Genomic DNA, 16,009 nt, shown 5'->3' with positions numbered 1-16,009 from the left:
ACTGAAGCGCACTGCGCCGAACCTGCAAATCGAAAGGGGGAGGGGGCAACCGGTACACTTCACCAAACTCTCTTGAGTGGACGTGATTTGCTGCACAAATAATCGGGAAGCCGGCACAATCGTCGTCGAATGGTTTCGAGTTCAAATCGCAACGATTATTGCAAGGAGCATTCCCGTGGCAGATATCAACGGATCATCCATTGGTGACAATATTTCCGGCAGTGCGCTGGGAGACCGTATTCTTTCCGGCCAAGGCAACGACACCGTGCATGGTGCCGGCGGTGATGATTACATCATCGGCGGAGCCAACAGCGACAACCTCTACGGAGACGAAGGGAACGACACCATTTACGGTGGCGGTTCTGCAGACAAGCTCCGCGGCGGCGAAGGCAATGACTATCTGAACGGAGGCGGCGGGGCCGACCGCATCTACGGCGGCTCGGGTGACGACATCATCTTCGGCGGCGCCGGCGACGATGCCCTCTATGGCGACAACCCCAACGACCCGACGGAAACCGGCGCCGACATCTTCGAGTTCGACAAGGATGACGGCTCGGACAAGGTGTTCGACTTCGAACTGGGGCTGGACAAGGTTCGCCTGCTCGAAGGCAACACCTATTCGCTCAGCTATCTCGGCGACAACACCATTCTGACTTACGGCACCACCACCGTTCGTTTCTACGACGCCCACCTGACCAGCGCCGACATTATCTTCGCCTGAGCCCTGAACGCACAAAAAGCGGACCGGAATGCCTTCGCATCCCGGTCCGCTTTTTTACGGGCCTCACGCAATTCCGGTTGCGGCGTTTGACTTTCCGGGAGAGCGCCCCCGCCAGGCGGAGGCATTCGGCCGCCTCAGAAAATCGCACCCAGAAGAAGTGCCCAACCCATGACGGAGACCGCCATGGCCACCGCAATCCCCATCATCGGATTCCTGTCGTCGGACTCGGCTGCAAACACGCGGCCAAGCAGAAGCGAGGGGCGATGAGGATGCGCGATCTCCGGCAGCGGTTCTCTCCGGGATGCCCCCCAGGGCTTTCGCCTGCTCGGCCCCGGCATGAATTCACCGGAGCAAGGGCCAAAGCCCTCCCTATGGCCAACCAGCGGCTCACCGCCAGTTTCCTGCATGTCAGGCAAGGATGATATCGGTCGCATCGATCATCGGCTTTCCACGGAGGGTGACAAGGGCAACGGCCGCGGCAGACCCGCTACCATCGGCATCATAGTAGAGCGTCCCGGCAGAGGCATCGTAGAACAGATGCGTATCGGCCGAAGCAGCCTTGCGGCCATAGTCGAGGGTCGCGGGCGAACCCGGGCGAAGCGGGGCCAGCGCAGCGAAGATGTCCTTGTCGATCTCGATGTGATCGACACCGCTCTGGAAATCGAGGATGGTATCGGCATTCGCACCTGTTTCGAGATAATCGAATACGAAGGTGTCCGCGCCGGCCCCACCTGTCAGCTTGTCCGCGCCTTTGCCGCCATTCAGGACGTTGTTCCCGTCGTTGCCGTAGAGAATGTTCGCCAGAGCATTGCCCATACCATGGAGGTTGGCCGTGCCGGTCAGGTAGAGCCGCTCGATACTGTCGCCAAGCGTGAAATCGACCTGCGACCTGACGGTATCGACGCCGCCCTGCGCACCGCTTTCGATCACCCTGTCTCCACGGTCGTCGACGAAATAGGTATCGTCGCCGTCGCCACCTTCCATGCGGTCGGCCCCGATCCCGCCGTCGATCCTGTCATTGCCCTTTCCGCCGATCAGGACGTCATCTCCGGCAAGTCCGTCCAGACGATCGTCACCCGCGCCGCCGTCGATACGATTGCCCTTCCCGTCCCCGACAAGGATATCGGCATGGGCCGATCCCTTCACGTCCGACCCGCTGATGGCTGCGCGCTTGCCATCCACGATCGCCGCCCCCTTCGTCAGGTTGACCTGCAATCCGGCCCCCGCGCCCGAGTAATCCAGGGTTGCAGCCTGGACCGTGGCAGCAACAGCCTTCTCGGAGTAGATCTGGATATGGCGCGTGGTAACATCGCCGCTTGAGCTGGCGCCCGATTGCACGATGAAATCGACCTGATCCCCTGCCGCGAGCGATACGTGAGCCAGGCTGAAATCGTATGCATTGCCCTTCGCGGGGTCATAGATCTCCTTTTGGAGAATCTCCTTCCCGTTCACGGTGACCTTCAGCAAAATCCCGTCGAGGCTCTGATCGGCAACATCATATGTGCCCTTGATCGTGAACAGACCGCCAGTTTGGGCGGTGTACCGCTCGATAATGCCGTAACGGGCCGCCGCGCTCTTGCCTCCGCCGAAATCAACGGGTGTCAGCGTTGTCGCATTGATCTCCAGCGGGCGGAGCCATTGCGAACCCAGATACGGAGTCCACAGTTCCCCCCCTTTCAATCCGCCCCCCATCGTTTGCAACGCGGCGACCTGGCCGGTGCCGGACAGGGAAAAGTACGACCATGGCCCCTCGAACCCGGCACCTGCCGCATCCTGATTGGTCACGTCAAACTGGTCATAGCTGTCCGCAACGAGATTTCCCGCGTGGAACTGGACCGACGCTCCCGTCATCACCCCCTCGGACTTCAGGATGATCGGAGTATCCGCAGAAATCCTGCCGTCGAAGTTCGCGATCCGATTGCCGTCGAGATCATAGGCGGACACGCCCTTCGCCAGGCTGACGGAACCCGTCTGCCCCCAAAGCACCGCCGCATGATCGCCGAAAGTGTACAGGTAAGTGAAATCATCGGTCGCGACCCGTCGGATCACGTCGGCATCAGCCAGCAGGCTGTCGAATACCCGAAAAGCCTCTCCCGCCGGCGTCGCGCTGGCGCCCTGGGTATTCCAGAGCTCCATGTTCGGGAAGTAGGACTGGCGCGCCAGTGCATACCAACTCGCGCTCTCGATACCGGCATCCCCCATGACGCTGAGCATTTTCGCAAGATAGGCCGGCGCATCGTCGAGCGAGGCGAAATTCGCACCGAACTCGGTAACCTTGATCGCCATGTCCTTGCCGATCACGCCGCGCAGCACCTCGATCTGGTCGGCAAACTGCTCGGGCGGCGTGGTATAGGGATGGATGGAAACCGCATCGAGGAGGCCCAGTGTTCCGAGTGCCTTGAGGTCCGCGAAGTAGTCCACCGGGATGGAGTGCGTGGCGCCTCCTACAAGTTCCACGTCCAGTCCCGCCCTGTTCAGCGCACTGTCCACCGCGGCAACCAGCTTGGCATAATAATCATCGCGGTTGGCCGCCGACGATGTCGCCACAGGGCCGGTCACGAAAGAATTGGAGTTGTATTCGTTGCCGATCTCGACGGCGCTCACATTGGGATAGCGCTGCAATGTCGCCACGACGAAATTGGCGAAAGCCTCGCGCCCCGCATCGCTGTAAACCGTGTATCCGCGGTCGTAGAGCGCATTGGCATTCGCAAACGTCAGCGTAACTGCAAGGCCCTTCTGCAGCGCCTGATCGAGCCAGGCAGCCTGCGGAACCGAAAAGTCATACTTGCCCGCAGCTTTCTCGATCGCCCCCCATGGCACGCTGTCGCGGATGCCATCCACGCCAAGGTTTGCAGCGGCATCAAGAAGCGATGTGTTCCACCCCTGGCTGAAGTGGGTCTGGGCATCTAACCGGATAGTCATAACGTTCCCCGAAGAAGAATTTCCCCGGAAGTAACGGATCATATCACTACGACAGACTTACAGCGATGGTTACCATCACAGACACAACCAATAATGCAATTGCACAGATAGATTATGTGTAAACACCTATCCATCACCATGCAAAACCCGCCTCAATCAAACGGTGCGCCAGTATTTTCTCTCCTTCAAGTCGAACTCATCCGTATCCGATACAACTCCCCAGGCATTCGCGATGCAACCGGTATGCCGTCGAAATTCACGCGGCCCCTCCATAACCCCCGTCCCAGCCATCAGCCGCGACTACAGCAAATGCCAGGTATGGAAGAGATGAGCCGCGCCCACACTGGTCAGCGATCAAAACTGACACCGGAACGGAGATGACCCGACTGCGCCTGCAGACCACTCCGGGCTAGTCTCCAGCCACGTCCAGATCGCCAACCCACGGAGGTCAGCCTGATACCCTCTAACCTCCGCACCGCATCCCGGCAGCACGGGAAGAACCGGCAATGAATGCGATTCCCATCGCCTTGTTCTGGCTGCTCGTCATCTGGGCAGCCGCAAGCCGGCGGCCGGTTGCGCTCTATCTTTTCTTCGCAACCATGCCGTTCGGCGCTTTCGCGGTGATCCCCACCCAACTCACCGGAGGGCTGACGTTCATCGCCACGCCCATCGCTGCGATAGTGGTCATCGCAAAAGCCTTCCTCAACAGGCAAGGCCCATCGGCCCTGCTGTCGATGGCGATCATGCCGAACCGGCTTCTGTTCCTGTTCGCCTTCTGGACGATCGCCACGGTCACGACCTTTTTCATGCCCCGCCTGCTTGCCGGCGACCTGCTCGTCGTTCCTGTACGCGGCGTACTCCGCACCACGGCACCCTTGGCCCCATCGACGCAGAATCTCTCCCAATGGGTCTACATGACGATATCGGTGTTCACGGTCTTCGCGCTTGCCAGGCACCTGCGATCGCCGGACATGCGGCAGCATGCCCTTCAGGCGCTCTGCCTCGGCGCAGCCATGCTGATCGTCACCGGCCTGCTTGACTATGCGAGCCAGTTCCTGCCGCTGGCTCCCTTGCTGCAGCCGTTCAGGACTGCATCCTATGCACTGGCCACGGAAGTGGAGGTCATGGGCTCCAAACGCGTCGTCGGCCTGATGCCGGAAGCTTCCGCGTTCGGCACTTATTGCCTCGGCTTCCTGTGCAGCCTTTACTTCTACAGGCGCGCAATCACCAACATTGCGCTGCGAACCAGGGTTTGTCCGCCCATTCTGATCGCGTTGCTCCTGCTCTGCTGGCAGTCGAAATCCTCTGCTGCTTACGTGGGCATGGGCCTCTTCGTGGCGATGGCATGTGCCGAATGGCTGCTCAGGGCGAACAAGCCGCAGCACACGGGGCTGATCTACCGGCAAGGCCTTCTCGGCGAACTATCCGTGCCGATCGCCATCCTGACCGGCGTGACCATGACCCTGCTTCTCAAGCCGGACCTGCTTGATCCGATCTATGCCATGATCGACCGTATGGTCCTGCAGAAAGGCTCATCGCACTCCTACGAGGAACGCGGAATGTGGCGTTCGATTGCGCTCGCCAGCGTTTTCGAAAGCCATGGCTTCGGCATTGGTCTGGGAAGCACACGGGCGTCGAGCAGCATCGTCGCCATATTCAGCGCCACGGGTATCCTCGGAGGCGTCTTTTTCTGCGCATTCATCGCTCAAAGCTGCCTTCGCTCGGCGAGCAGCCCGGAACTGCGGATTCTCGCTTCGGGTTTCCGCTTTGCCTACATACCGATGTTCACCGTGTCGCTGATGATCGCGGATGCCAATTTCGACTTTGTCGCGGCTTTCGGCTTCGGCCTTGCGACAGCGCTTTCCTTCCAGCCGGACCGCCCGGTGAGAGCCGCATCTTCCCCCTATTTCATCCGCGAGCCCATGACGGCAGCCAACGATGTCGTCCGAACTTCGGCGCAAGCCGGTTCCCGAAATGCACGCCCAGGGATTACTGCCGATGCAGTCCGCGAATTCCACACATGATCGCTACGGGTTTCTGGATGAAATGCGCGGCATCGCCGCGATGGCGGTCCTGATCTTTCACATCGGAACCCGAACGGGCGCCCCGCCGCTGGCCGCGAACGGGTATCTCGCTGTCGATTTCTTCTTCATGCTGAGTGGCTTTGTCATCGCGGAAGCCTACCGCGCGCGACTTCTGAACGGCATGACATTCGGGGATTTTGCGACGAAACGCATCATCAGAGTGGCGCCAATCATCGTGTTGGGCGTCTTGATGGGTGCAGCCTACCTCCTTGCTCGCTGGATCGCCGTACCCGCGAGGTCTGACAGCCTGCAAGATATCCTCGCCAGCGCTGCGCTCAACCTCCTGCTGCTGCCCAAATGGTGGCAAGCATCGGCAACCGGTTGGGAACTCTTCCCGGCGGACGGCCCCCTCTGGTCACTGTTCTTCGAAATCCTTGTGAACTTCGCATGGGCCGGGTTTCTGGTCGCCAGGAGACGCGGGACGCTCCTGGTTCTCGCCGCGATCAGCCTGATCGCTCTGACCCGTCTTGCCGGAATTCACGGAACAATGGACATGGGCTGGAACCTGCCGACATTTACCGGCGGCCTCGCACGCGTATCCTTCGGTTTCCTGATCGGCCTGCTGATACACGCATTCCGCCAAGCCCTGCCGAAAGCCGGAGCCTGGGCTTCGTACGTCGCAGCCCTGCTTCTGATCCTGTCGCTTTGCCTACCGATAAATGACGTCAGATGGACGCTATTCGTCACCGCTGTCATCCTGCCATGCACGCTCGTTCTTGCGGTTATCGCAGGCCATCGCACAGTGATCCCCGGCGGCCGCTTTCTGGGGGTCGTTTCCTATCCGGTCTACGGCCTTCATGTGCCGATCCTCGCGCTCTATTCCGGCGCTTTCGAGAGGTTCACAGGCCTGGAGCGTACCGGATGGGAAGCCTATCTTCTGATCCCCGTCATCGTCGGCTTCGCCTGGCTGATCACGACCAGATATGAAGGGGCCGCAAGGAATATTCTTCAGGAACACATTGCCCGCAGGACGCGCGCCCAACCCGTGACCGGAGCATAATCACATGCCGGCGAAAATATTCATAGCCACAAGAACAGTATTCAAGCTTGGATTCTCGTCGCCGCGTGAGTTCCCAGGGAGTTCTCGCGCAGCCAGGTCATGACCGCAAACAGGCCGTATCCGAGAGGTAGAATGGGCAGGAAGTACAGGAACTCCATCATTTTCCCATCTACATCATTGACAAGTGAAGGCGCCGACCCGCTTGCACTGGCAATATCGATGAGGGCGGCGTTGATGCTCGGCATATCCCATGCCACGACGACCGCAAAGGCGATGGCCGCAGGGCCACGGAATCCCGGATGCCGGATCAGGAGTTGAATGGCTGCGGATGCCAGGAAAACGCTGCCTGCAAACCAGAAACCGGAAACGAAGAAACCAAACAAGACCCAACTCCTGCGACCGCTGCTACAAACCTTTGCCGATCCCGGCTCAGCGTGAACTTCTTATAGGATCGCAGTCTCGGTTTTCGGTCTCGCCGGACACAGAATTAAGATCGGACACACGCATTGAAGAGCACCTAACGGCCACTGAGACCGACAGAGCGTGACAGAAGCAGCGGCCAGACCCACGCAGGAATGCCCCCTCGCCATCGAGATGTTCACGCCGAAAAGACGGCGTAAAACTCACTCTGCAACAAGCTGGGAATCGCCTCGCCGCCCCTTGCCAGCGAGCAGCGGTTCCGCGTGACCGGAAGGGCCGGATTGCCCGTGCACCTTCCGGGCATTTGCCACCCGTTCAGATGACGACCTTCAGGGGCGAGCGCGCAGACGTTCCCAACGGGCGTCGAGTTTCGATTGAGCGGCGCCGCTCCTTACATGGGAAATCAGCGATACGCCGCGAAGGGCAACGCTGTGGCCGGACAGGAAGCGACCGGAAACGCTGTAACCGATATCGTATAGCGCGACATCTTCGTACGGTTCGCCATCGACCAGGAACCGTGTCCTGATCGCAACCGGCAGCCGCTCGTCGCCGCGGCTGTTATCGGGGAGCTTGGCCTCGTTCCGTGCCTTTTCCAGTTCCCGCTCGAACCACCTGGCCTCGATCCGCGGTTCTCCGGTGGTTTCGGCAGGCGCCACACCCAAGGCTGTCGGGAACAGGATGGTCTGGCTCTGTACGGACTGTTCGGGCGAAGCAGGTTTCAGGGTGAGCACCTGTTCGCCGGAACTTGTCGCCACCAGCACCAGTGTTGCGGCGCGGGTGGAAGCGCGCTGCGCATCGGCCTGCTTCACGGCCTCGCCGTCGCTGCGCGCGGTCCAGTTATTCCAGAGTGTCAGCCCGGAAATGACGACTGCGACCACGGCCAGCACTTCGCCCAGCGTGATCCATCGCCGGCGGATGGCGGCGGCCTCGGCCGCGCGCACTTCGGCTTTTGCCTCTGCCCTGGATGGAGATGGAGTTTCGGGGCGGGGAAGATCGTCGCTCACGCGTCCGTTCCATCATCTTCGGCGGCGGCGGTCAAGCGCTCCCGCCTTTATCGACCTCCGGACAGCAGCGTTGGCGCGTCTATCGTGAACTTGAAGCCGAAGATCAGCGCATCCTTGATGTCGCGCGTGCGGAACGGGGCGCCGGTCTGGTCGGGGTGGAGAATGTACTGCACATTGGGCGAGATGCGGATCGCCGGGCCGAGCTGCGCGCCGTAGGCCAGTTCCATCATGTACTGGTGGCGGCTGACGGCGGCATCCCCGCCCGCCGAAACCCGCGCCGCGCGCATGCGCTCCATCGCGAGGTTACTGAAGCGCTGGTCGCTGATCATGAAGCCGATCGTATCGGCATCGCGTCCGGCAAGAGTGCCGGTCTGCACCACGCCGAAGTCGAGGAAGCGGCTTTCCTCCACCCGGCCGGACAAGTTGGTCATCGCCACGCCGAACACGCTGAGGCCGCGCTCCGAACGGGGATCGGGCCGGGTCAGGCGCTGGTCGAAGCGGAAATAGAGGCCCGAGCGGCCCTTGCGGGTCTGCGGATCACGCCCGGTGAGGATGGCGATGCCGCCCTGATCGTCGCGCAGCGGATCGGCATAGTCGCCCCGGTCGAACCAGCCGCCGACGATATAGTGGCCGGGCAGGCGCACGCCCTTGCCTTCGTTCGAATAGCCCAGTTCCCACGGCACGATCACGCCGGTTGCATTCTTCGTGCTGAAGTTGAAGCCGTGGTCGCTGGCGCGCTTGCGGTCCGGGTTGACCTCGTAAGCGCCGACGTGGACGGTCACATGCGGCAGCACTTCGGCCTTGGCGCGGATCATCCAGCTGGATGCCGGGAAGTAGGTGAAGTTGCTGTTCTTGAAGACGAACGTCGGGTTGCCGCAGCCCGAATTGCCCTGAAAATTGCAGTAGATCGGCGAATTCAGGAAATGGATGTTGGCCTGGCTGCGCCCCGCCTCGATCATCAGGCGATCGTTGAATAGCTTCTGCTCCCAGGTCAGGATCGCGAGGTGGGTGTTCTGGGTGCCCCAGATTTCCTGAACCGAGGTGTTGTTGCCCAGCGCCAGCGCCGAGAGGCTTTCCCCGTGGCGATTGGTGATCGCGGCATGGATCGTGCCGCCGCCGATGCCGGCGATGCGGTCCATGTCGAGGTCCGCGCCGACATAGATCTGCCCGGCATAAGCGGCATCGCGGCGCAGGCCGCCGGTGACGTTCGTTGCCGCCTCGCCCGTGTAGCTGAGCGCGAGGGTAATGCCGTCGTCGGCCAGCGGCTGCCAGGGCTTCGGGACATCGGCCTGCCTGTCGGCGACCGGGGCCTCGTCGGAAGCGACCTCCTGCGCCATGGCGGCGGATGCCGTCAAACAGGGCAAGGAAAGGGCGGCGGCACCTGCACAGCAGGCGCCCTTGAGCAGTGCGAACCGCATCGAAACATATCCTCTCTAGGATCGGCCCGGTCTTCCGCCGGCCCGGAATCAATTCAGGCGGCGGCGATTTCCGCCGGGGCCATGCGCGGCTTGAGCAGGCCAACGAGGACCCCGCTCACCAGCACGCCCGCCAGAATGGCCAGCCCGTAGACCGCCAGATGCGTGACCGCGCCGGGGATCGGCAGGACGAACACGCCGCCATGCGGCACCTTGAGCTCGGCGCCCGCCGCCATCGAAATGGCCCCGGCAATCGCCGATCCCGCCATCAGCGCCGGGATCACCCGGAACGGATCGCGCGCGGCAAAGGGGATCGCGCCCTCGGTGATGAAGGCAAGGCCCAGCACGGCGGCGGCGCCTCCTGCCTCGCGCTCTTCCACCGAGAACCGGTCGCGGAACAGGCGGGTGGCAAGGCCCACGGCAAGCGGCGGCACCATGCCCGCCGCCATCGTCGCGGCCATCGGCGTATAGACCTGGCTGGAAATCAGCCCGACCGAGAAGGCATAGCCCGCCTTGTTGACCGGCCCGCCCATGTCGAAGGCCGACATCGCGCCCAGGATCACGCCCAGCAGGATCGCGCTCGATCCCTGCATCGAGCGCAGCCACTCAGTCAGGAACGCCAGCGCGGCGGCGACCGGGGTGCCGACCGCATAGATCATCAGCAGCCCGGTCAGCAGCGTGCCCAGCAGCGGCAGGATCAGCACCGGCTTCAGGCCCGCAAGGTTCTTGGGCAGCTTGATAAGCCGGTTGAGCCATTCGACGCCGTAACCGGCGATGAAGCCCGCCACGATGCCGCCCAGGAAACCCGCGCCCAGATTGGCGGCCAGCATCCCGCCGATCATCCCCGGCGCGATGCCGGGCCGATCCGCCACCGAATAGGCGATATAGCCCGCCAGCGCCGGCACGATCAGCGCGAAACCGCCCTGCGCGCCGATGCGGAACAGGGCACCCGCAAGTGTTCCCTCGGCGCCTGCGCTGTTGGCATCGATACCGCCCAGCGCAAAAGCCATGGCGATCAGCAGGCCGCCCGCGACCACGAAGGGCAGCATGAAGGAAACGCCGGTCATCAGGTGCTTGTAGGGACCGGCACGTTCGGCAGCGCCGCCGGAAGTCTCGGCAGAGGCCGCGCCGCCCTGCACTTTCGCCTCGGTGAGAGCACGCTCGATCAGGGCCTTGCCGCCGGAGATGGCGGGCTTGGTACTCGATGCGAAGACCCGCTTTCCGCCGAAGCGCGCACGGTCGACCTCGCGGTCGGCGGCGATGATGACCACGTCGGCCGCCGCGATCTCTTCCGCCGTCAGCGGCGAACCGGCGCCGACCGAGCCCTGCGTTTCCACGCGGATCGGATAGCCCAGCTGCTTGGCGCCTTCCTCAAGGCCTTCGGCGGCCATGAAGGTATGGGCGATGCCGGTGGGGCATGAGGTGATCGCCACTACGCGCGGCAAATCGGCGGAAACCTGCGGCTCCTGCGCCAGGGCAGCTTCGGGATCGGCCAGCACCGCCTCCAGCGTGACACGGCGAAGCGGCGTGAGCGGGAGTGCGGCTGCGGCCTCGTCATGGGCGGCGACCAGCAGCAGGGTATCGCCCGCCTGCAATTCCGGCGGAAGCGGATTGAGCACGCCTTGCCCGGTGCGCACCTCGATCTCGATATCGCGGCCCTTGGCCCGCGCCGCCTTGCGCAGCGCTTCCCCTGCGAGCACGCCCTGTACGGCGGAATCGGCCGCATCGATAACTGCGTAGAGCTTGCCCATCATTCCTCTCCGGCCTTGATCGTTTGCGGGCGGGTACAGCCCGGCAGCATCGACGGCGTGACGGCCACTTCATCGGCCAGTGCATGCACCGTGGGCAGGGCGGGCAGGTTCGGCCCCGCCATGCCGAGCTTGGCGACCGCGAACGCGGTGGCGAGGCGGGCGGTGCGTTCAAGATCCGCGCCTTCGCCCAGAGCCGCCACGATACCCGCGACCATCGCATCACCCGCGCCCACCGTGCTGGCGACCTGTCCGATGGCGAGACGCGCGGTAACGGCGCCTTCCGAGGACAGGAACAGCGCCCCTTCCTCGCCCATCGACACGACGACCAACGAAACGCCGCGCCCGTGCAGCTGCGCCGCCGCTTCGGAAAGCGCGGCCAGATCGGACAGGGGACGGCCGAGCCATTGCGCCAGTTCGTCGCGGTTGGGCTTCACCACATCGGGCAGAACATCGGCGGTAAGCGCGCACTTGAGCGGCAGGCCGCTGGTGTCGAGCACCACCCGGCACCCGGCCGCGCGCAGGCGTGCGGTGAGCGTGACGTAGCTGTCGGGCGGGCAGCCCGGCGGCAGGCTTCCGGCCAGGACCACCAGATCGCCCTCACGCGCGGCTTCGCAGATGGTTGCCGCCACCATTTCGGCGCGCCCCGCATCCACGGCGATCCCGTCGAGATTGATATCGGTCGTGCCCGTCGCGTCCACCAGCTTGAGGTTGACCCGCGTGGCCCCGGCGATGCGGATGAAGCGGTCCTCGATGGCCTTGGCGGCGAACAGCGCATCGAACGCGGCGGCATTGTCGCTGCCGAGCAGGCCGTAGGCGGACACCGGCATGCCCCAGTCGGCCAGGCAACTGGCGACGTTCACGCCCTTGCCGCCCGCGTTCTGACGCACCGAACGGGCGCGGTGGACTTCGCCCACGACCAGCCGGTCAAGCATGACGGTCTGGTCGATGGCCGGGTTGAAGGTGACCGTAAGAGTGCGCATCAGCCTTCCCCCTCTTCGATTTTCGGCCCGTCCAGCGCGCGGATTTCGCCGGCGCTTTCCATGTCGAGCGCCCTGGCGGCAAGCGTGCGCAGGCTTTCGAGGCTGGCGCCGCGAATGCGGGCCTTCACCGCCGGAATGTCGCGCGGGGTCATCGACAGTTCGCTGACGCCCAGCCCCACCAGCAGCGCCGCGCCGAAGGGATCGCCGGCAATGCCGCCGCAGACGCCGACCCAGCGGCCATGCGCCTTCGCGCCCTCCACCGTCGCCGCGATCATGCGCAGCACGGCGGGGTGCAGGCTTTCGGCATCGCCCGCCAGTTCCGGGTTCTGCCGGTCGATGGCGAGGACATATTGGGTAAGGTCGTTCGTGCCGATCGAGAAGAAATCGGCATGGGCCGCCAGCGAGCGCGCCTGGATGGCGGCGGCGGGAACCTCGATCATGATGCCCACGGGAATCGTCGGCGCGTCCAGCTCGACGCGGATCTCCTCGCAGCGGGCACGCAGCGCGATCAGTTCGTGGACGGAGGTAATCATCGGGAACATGATCGAAAGATCGCCGCCGGACTTGGCGGCGCGGTACAGCGCGCGAAGCTGCGGCTCCAGCAGGTCCGGGCGGCGCAGCAAGAGTCGCGCGCCGCGTACGCCAAGGAAAGGGTTCTCCTCGCGCGGGAGGTCAAGATGCGGCACCTGCTTGTCGCCGCCGATATCGAGCGCACGCACCACCAGCGGGCGCCCTTCCAGCGCCTCGGTCATGGCGCGGTAGATTTCGGCCTGCTCGTCCTCGCCCGGACTGTCGCCGCGTTCGAGAAACAGGAATTCGGTGCGCATCAGGCCGACGCCCTCGCCGCCCTGCGCCAGCGCGAAAGCGACCTGATCGGGGCGATTGACGTTGGCGGCGATCTCCACGCGGTGGCCGTCGCGGGTTTCGGCAGGCTTGCCGCGCTCGGCTTCTTCGGCGGCGCGCTTTTCGGCGAGCGCCGCGATCCACGCGCGGGCAGAGGCGAGATCGGCCTCCGACGGGTTCAGCCAGACGCGGCCGCTGTCGCCATCGACGATCGCGGTGGCCCCGGCGGCAAGCCCCATCAGGTCCGCGCCGCCCGCCACGACCGAAGGCAAGCCGAGCGTGCGGGCCAGGATCGCGCTGTGCGAAGTCGGCCCGCCCAGCGCCGTGGCAATGCCCGCAACCCGCGCGGTATCGAGCGTGGCGGTATCCGAAGGTGACAAGTCCGCCGCGACCAGCACGCAGGGCTCCTCGGGCAGATCGGTCAGTGATCCGGCCGCAAGCGCAGGATCGATCTCGGCCAGAACGCGGCGGCCGATATCGTGCAGATCCGCCGCGCGCGCGGCGAGCACCGGATTGCCCAGCGCCGAAAGCTGCCCGGCGATACGGTCCACCGCCTGATGCCACGACCATGCCACCCCGTGCCCCTCGACCATGAGCTGGCAGGTGAGCGTGATGAGATCGGTATCGTCGAGCAGTTCGGCCTGCGCCTTGAAGATCGCGGCATCGCCCGCACCCAGACGCCGGGTGGTATCGTCGATCAGCGCCTTCATCTGCGCGCGGGTGCGGGTGAGCGCATCGTTCAGCTGGGTGCCACCGCTGGCCAGATCGGTCGGCCGGTCGGGCACGTCGAGTTCCTGCGCAGAAAGCACATGGACCTTGCCGATGGCGAGGCCCGGACTGGCGGCGACGCCCGCGATCATCCGCGCCTCGCCCACGGGCTTCCAGCCGCGGATCGGCGCGGCGGCCTTTTCGGCGGCACGCGCGGCGTCTTCCTTCTCGCGCACGGTCAGGCGGCGGACCACGGCGGCAAAGCTGTCCAGCGCCGCCCGCGCGCCTGCCCCTTCGGCGGAGAGAGTCACCCGATCACCAGCACGCAGCCCCAGTTGGAGGAGGGAAACGAGGCTGCGGGGATCGGCGCTCTCTCCGCCGTGGCGCACGCGCAGGCGCACGCCAGAGGCACGCGCCGCTTCGACCCAGGCCGAGGCGGGGCGGGCATGGAGGCCGGTTGGGTAGTCGACCGTCCATTCTGTGGTTTCAGCATAGTCTGCCGCCGGTTCGGACGGGGCGGCAGCCGCGCCGTCTTCCCACAGCGCGCGGGAAAAGGCGGCCGGATCGTCGGTGGCGACCAGCGCGGCAAGGCGCGGCTCGTCCTGGATGAGGCGGGTCAGGCGGCGCAGGATGGCGATGTGGCTGTCCGAATTGGCGGCGATGCCCACCACCAGATGGGCGCGCTGGCCGGGGTTCCATTCGACCCCTTCGCGCAACTGGAGGATCGCCACGCCGTCGCGGCGGACCAGGCCCTTGTCCTCGCCCAGGCCATGCGGGATCGCCACGCCCGCGCCCAGGAACGTGTTCGCCACGCCCTCCCGGCGGACCATGCTTTCCTCGTATCCGGGCGCAACGCAGCCGGCGGCGACCAGAAGCTGGCCGACCTGGCGAATCGCATCGACCTTGTCTGCCGCGCTGGCATCGATTCGAACGAGATCCTCTACCCCCGAGGCGGGCGCATCTGCGAGCATTTCAGGCCTCTCCTGACCGTTTTGACGACGGGTCTGTGATGTACTTAGAAAACGTTTTCTCAAAGCGCTTGTCAAGAGAATGCTTGCGATCTTGAGAGAACGTGATGCATAGTCTCCCGCAGGAGAGGGGCAAAACGCCCTAACAAGTGAGAACGATTTCTCGAATGGCGCATTGCGGATGACAGTTGGAATCAAGGACGTAGCCCGGGTTGCCGAAGTGTCCCCCGCCACCGTTTCGCGGGTGCTGTCAGGCCGCAGCGTCGATCCCGCGATGCACGAGCGGGTGCTGGCGGCCGTGAAGTCCACCGGCTACCGCCCCAACCTTGCGGCGCGGCGCCTGCGCTCCCAGCACACCAACACCATCGGCCTGATCGTCGCCGATATCCGCAACCCCTTCTTCACCGCGGTCTCGCGCGCCATCGAAAGCCTCGCCACCGCACGCGGGATGCGGGTGATCCTGTGCAACACCGACGAAGACCCGGCCAAGGAGGCCGGCTATCTCGAACTGATGCACGAGGAACGCGTAACCGGGGTGATCTTCGCGCCCTGCCGCCAATGGGTCGAAAAGGCCGAGCGGCTGGAACCGGGCTTCCCCGTCGTCCTGATCGACCGCAGCCTGCCCAGCGCCGGTCTCGACACGGTATTGCTAGACAACGAAACCATGGCCGCCGAATTGGTGGCGCACCTCCACGCCCAGGGCCACCGCCGCGTGGCCGGGCTGTTCGGCGCCGCCAGCAGCACCGGGATCGAGCGCCGCGCCGGGTTCGAGCAAGCGGCCCGCAAGTTCGGCATGGAGGCCGTCACGGTCGAGATGCCGCACGCCGCCGAGGCCGCGGCACGCACGGTCAGGGAACTGCTCTGCGGCCCGGTTCGCCCGGACGCGCTCGTCGCCAGCAACGGCGTCATGCTGCTCACCGTGCTGCGTGCGCTGCGCGACCTCGATCTCGCTGTGCCCGGCGACATTGCCCTTGCCGGGTTCGACAACAACGACTGGATGGAATTCGTCGGCGACGGGCTCTCGGTGATCGAACAGCCGGTCGAGGAGATCGGCCGCACCGCGATGACCATGCTGCTGGACCGGCTGGACCATCCCGAAGCGCCTGCCCGCAAGGTCGTGCTGGCGGGACGCCTCATCACGCGCGGATCGAGCGGCCCTCACGCCCGCGCCAACCAGCCCATCGGAGCCTGAC

The 16,009-nt window shown here is 64.4% G+C and carries 11 protein-coding genes; 4 read left to right on the top strand and 7 right to left on the bottom strand.

All coding sequences use genetic code 11. From position 1 onward, the window contains the following. Positions 1-76 precede the first annotated feature (76 nt). Positions 77-721: a calcium-binding protein gene (locus ACXJ16_RS16110; protein WP_463920935.1), complete on the top strand. Its 645-nt coding sequence runs from the start codon at positions 77-79 to the stop codon at positions 719-721. Between the two features lie 408 nt (positions 722-1,129). On the opposite strand, the gene ACXJ16_RS16105 is transcribed toward ACXJ16_RS16110, so the two are convergent. Then, the gene (locus ACXJ16_RS16105) at positions 1,130-3,643 is read right to left on the bottom strand and encodes a calcium-binding protein (protein WP_324696700.1); all 2,514 of its coding nucleotides are present in this window, start codon (positions 3,641-3,643) and stop codon (positions 1,130-1,132) included. 506 nt (positions 3,644-4,149) lie between these two features. On the opposite strand from ACXJ16_RS16105, the gene ACXJ16_RS16100 reads away from it, so the two are divergent. Together ACXJ16_RS16100 and ACXJ16_RS16095 are read left to right on the top strand one after the other, a co-directional pair. Further along, positions 4,150-5,667, top strand: coding sequence for a hypothetical protein (locus ACXJ16_RS16100; RefSeq protein WP_185996744.1), 1,518 nt, complete (start codon positions 4,150-4,152; stop codon positions 5,665-5,667). After that, positions 5,642-6,727, top strand: coding sequence for an acyltransferase family protein (locus tag ACXJ16_RS16095; protein WP_324696703.1), 1,086 nt, complete (start codon positions 5,642-5,644; stop codon positions 6,725-6,727). Before ACXJ16_RS16100 ends, ACXJ16_RS16095 begins: the two co-directional genes overlap by 26 nt. 41 nt (positions 6,728-6,768) lie before the next feature. Here ACXJ16_RS16095 and ACXJ16_RS16090 read toward each other — a convergent pair whose 3' ends face one another. The 6 genes from ACXJ16_RS16090 to ptsP all read right to left on the bottom strand — a co-directional run bounded on the left by ACXJ16_RS16090 (position 6,769) and on the right by ptsP (position 14,819). Beyond that, a complete protein-coding gene (locus ACXJ16_RS16090) occupies positions 6,769-7,110 on the bottom strand; it encodes a hypothetical protein (RefSeq protein ID WP_324696704.1) in 342 nt (113 codons plus the stop codon). 366 nt (positions 7,111-7,476) lie between these two features. Further along, a complete protein-coding gene (locus ACXJ16_RS16085) occupies positions 7,477-8,151 on the bottom strand; it encodes a hypothetical protein (RefSeq protein WP_324696706.1) in 675 nt (224 codons plus the stop codon). Between the two features lie 47 nt (positions 8,152-8,198). Next, complete coding sequence (locus tag ACXJ16_RS16080) at positions 8,199-9,569, bottom strand: carbohydrate porin (protein WP_324696708.1); 1,371 nt, start codon at positions 9,567-9,569, stop codon at positions 8,199-8,201. Positions 9,570-9,622: 53 nt separating this feature from the next. Then, a complete protein-coding gene (locus ACXJ16_RS16075) occupies positions 9,623-11,317 on the bottom strand; it encodes a fructose-specific PTS transporter subunit EIIC (protein WP_324699074.1) in 1,695 nt (564 codons plus the stop codon). After that, positions 11,317-12,297: a 1-phosphofructokinase gene (pfkB, locus tag ACXJ16_RS16070; protein ID WP_054438381.1), complete on the bottom strand. Its 981-nt coding sequence runs from the start codon at positions 12,295-12,297 to the stop codon at positions 11,317-11,319. The genes ACXJ16_RS16075 and pfkB overlap by 1 nt, the downstream gene beginning before the upstream one ends. Then, entirely contained in the window at positions 12,297-14,819 is a 2,523-nt protein-coding gene (gene ptsP / locus ACXJ16_RS16065) for a phosphoenolpyruvate--protein phosphotransferase (RefSeq protein ID WP_324696712.1), read from the bottom strand. The genes pfkB and ptsP overlap by 1 nt, the downstream gene beginning before the upstream one ends. A gap of 178 nt (positions 14,820-14,997) precedes the next feature. Between ptsP and ACXJ16_RS16060 the strand changes: the two genes are divergently transcribed. After that, positions 14,998-16,008, top strand: a complete 1,011-nt coding sequence (locus tag ACXJ16_RS16060; RefSeq protein ID WP_324696714.1) for a LacI family DNA-binding transcriptional regulator — start codon at positions 14,998-15,000, stop codon at positions 16,006-16,008. Position 16,009: the final 1 nt, after the last annotated feature.

It is taken from the genome of Novosphingobium sp. TK71, assembly GCF_055361505.1.
This window is presented reverse-complemented; position numbering and strand designations above follow the sequence as displayed.

Coding starts and splice junctions, on each gene's coding strand:
- ACXJ16_RS16095 (WP_324696703.1), top strand. CDS start 5,642: ATGCAGTCCGCGAATTCCACACATGATCGCTACGGGTTTCTGGATGAA.
- ptsP (WP_324696712.1), bottom strand. CDS start 14,819: ATGCTCGCAGATGCGCCCGCCTCGGGGGTAGAGGATCTCGTTCGAATC.
- pfkB (WP_054438381.1), bottom strand. CDS start 12,297: ATGCGCACTCTTACGGTCACCTTCAACCCGGCCATCGACCAGACCGTC.
- ACXJ16_RS16100 (WP_185996744.1), top strand. CDS start 4,150: ATGAATGCGATTCCCATCGCCTTGTTCTGGCTGCTCGTCATCTGGGCA.
- ACXJ16_RS16080 (WP_324696708.1), bottom strand. CDS start 9,569: ATGCGGTTCGCACTGCTCAAGGGCGCCTGCTGTGCAGGTGCCGCCGCC.
- ACXJ16_RS16105 (WP_324696700.1), bottom strand. CDS start 3,643: ATGACTATCCGGTTAGATGCCCAGACCCACTTCAGCCAGGGGTGGAAC.
- ACXJ16_RS16075 (WP_324699074.1), bottom strand. CDS start 11,317: ATGGGCAAGCTCTACGCAGTTATCGATGCGGCCGATTCCGCCGTACAG.
- ACXJ16_RS16060 (WP_324696714.1), top strand. CDS start 14,998: ATGACAGTTGGAATCAAGGACGTAGCCCGGGTTGCCGAAGTGTCCCCC.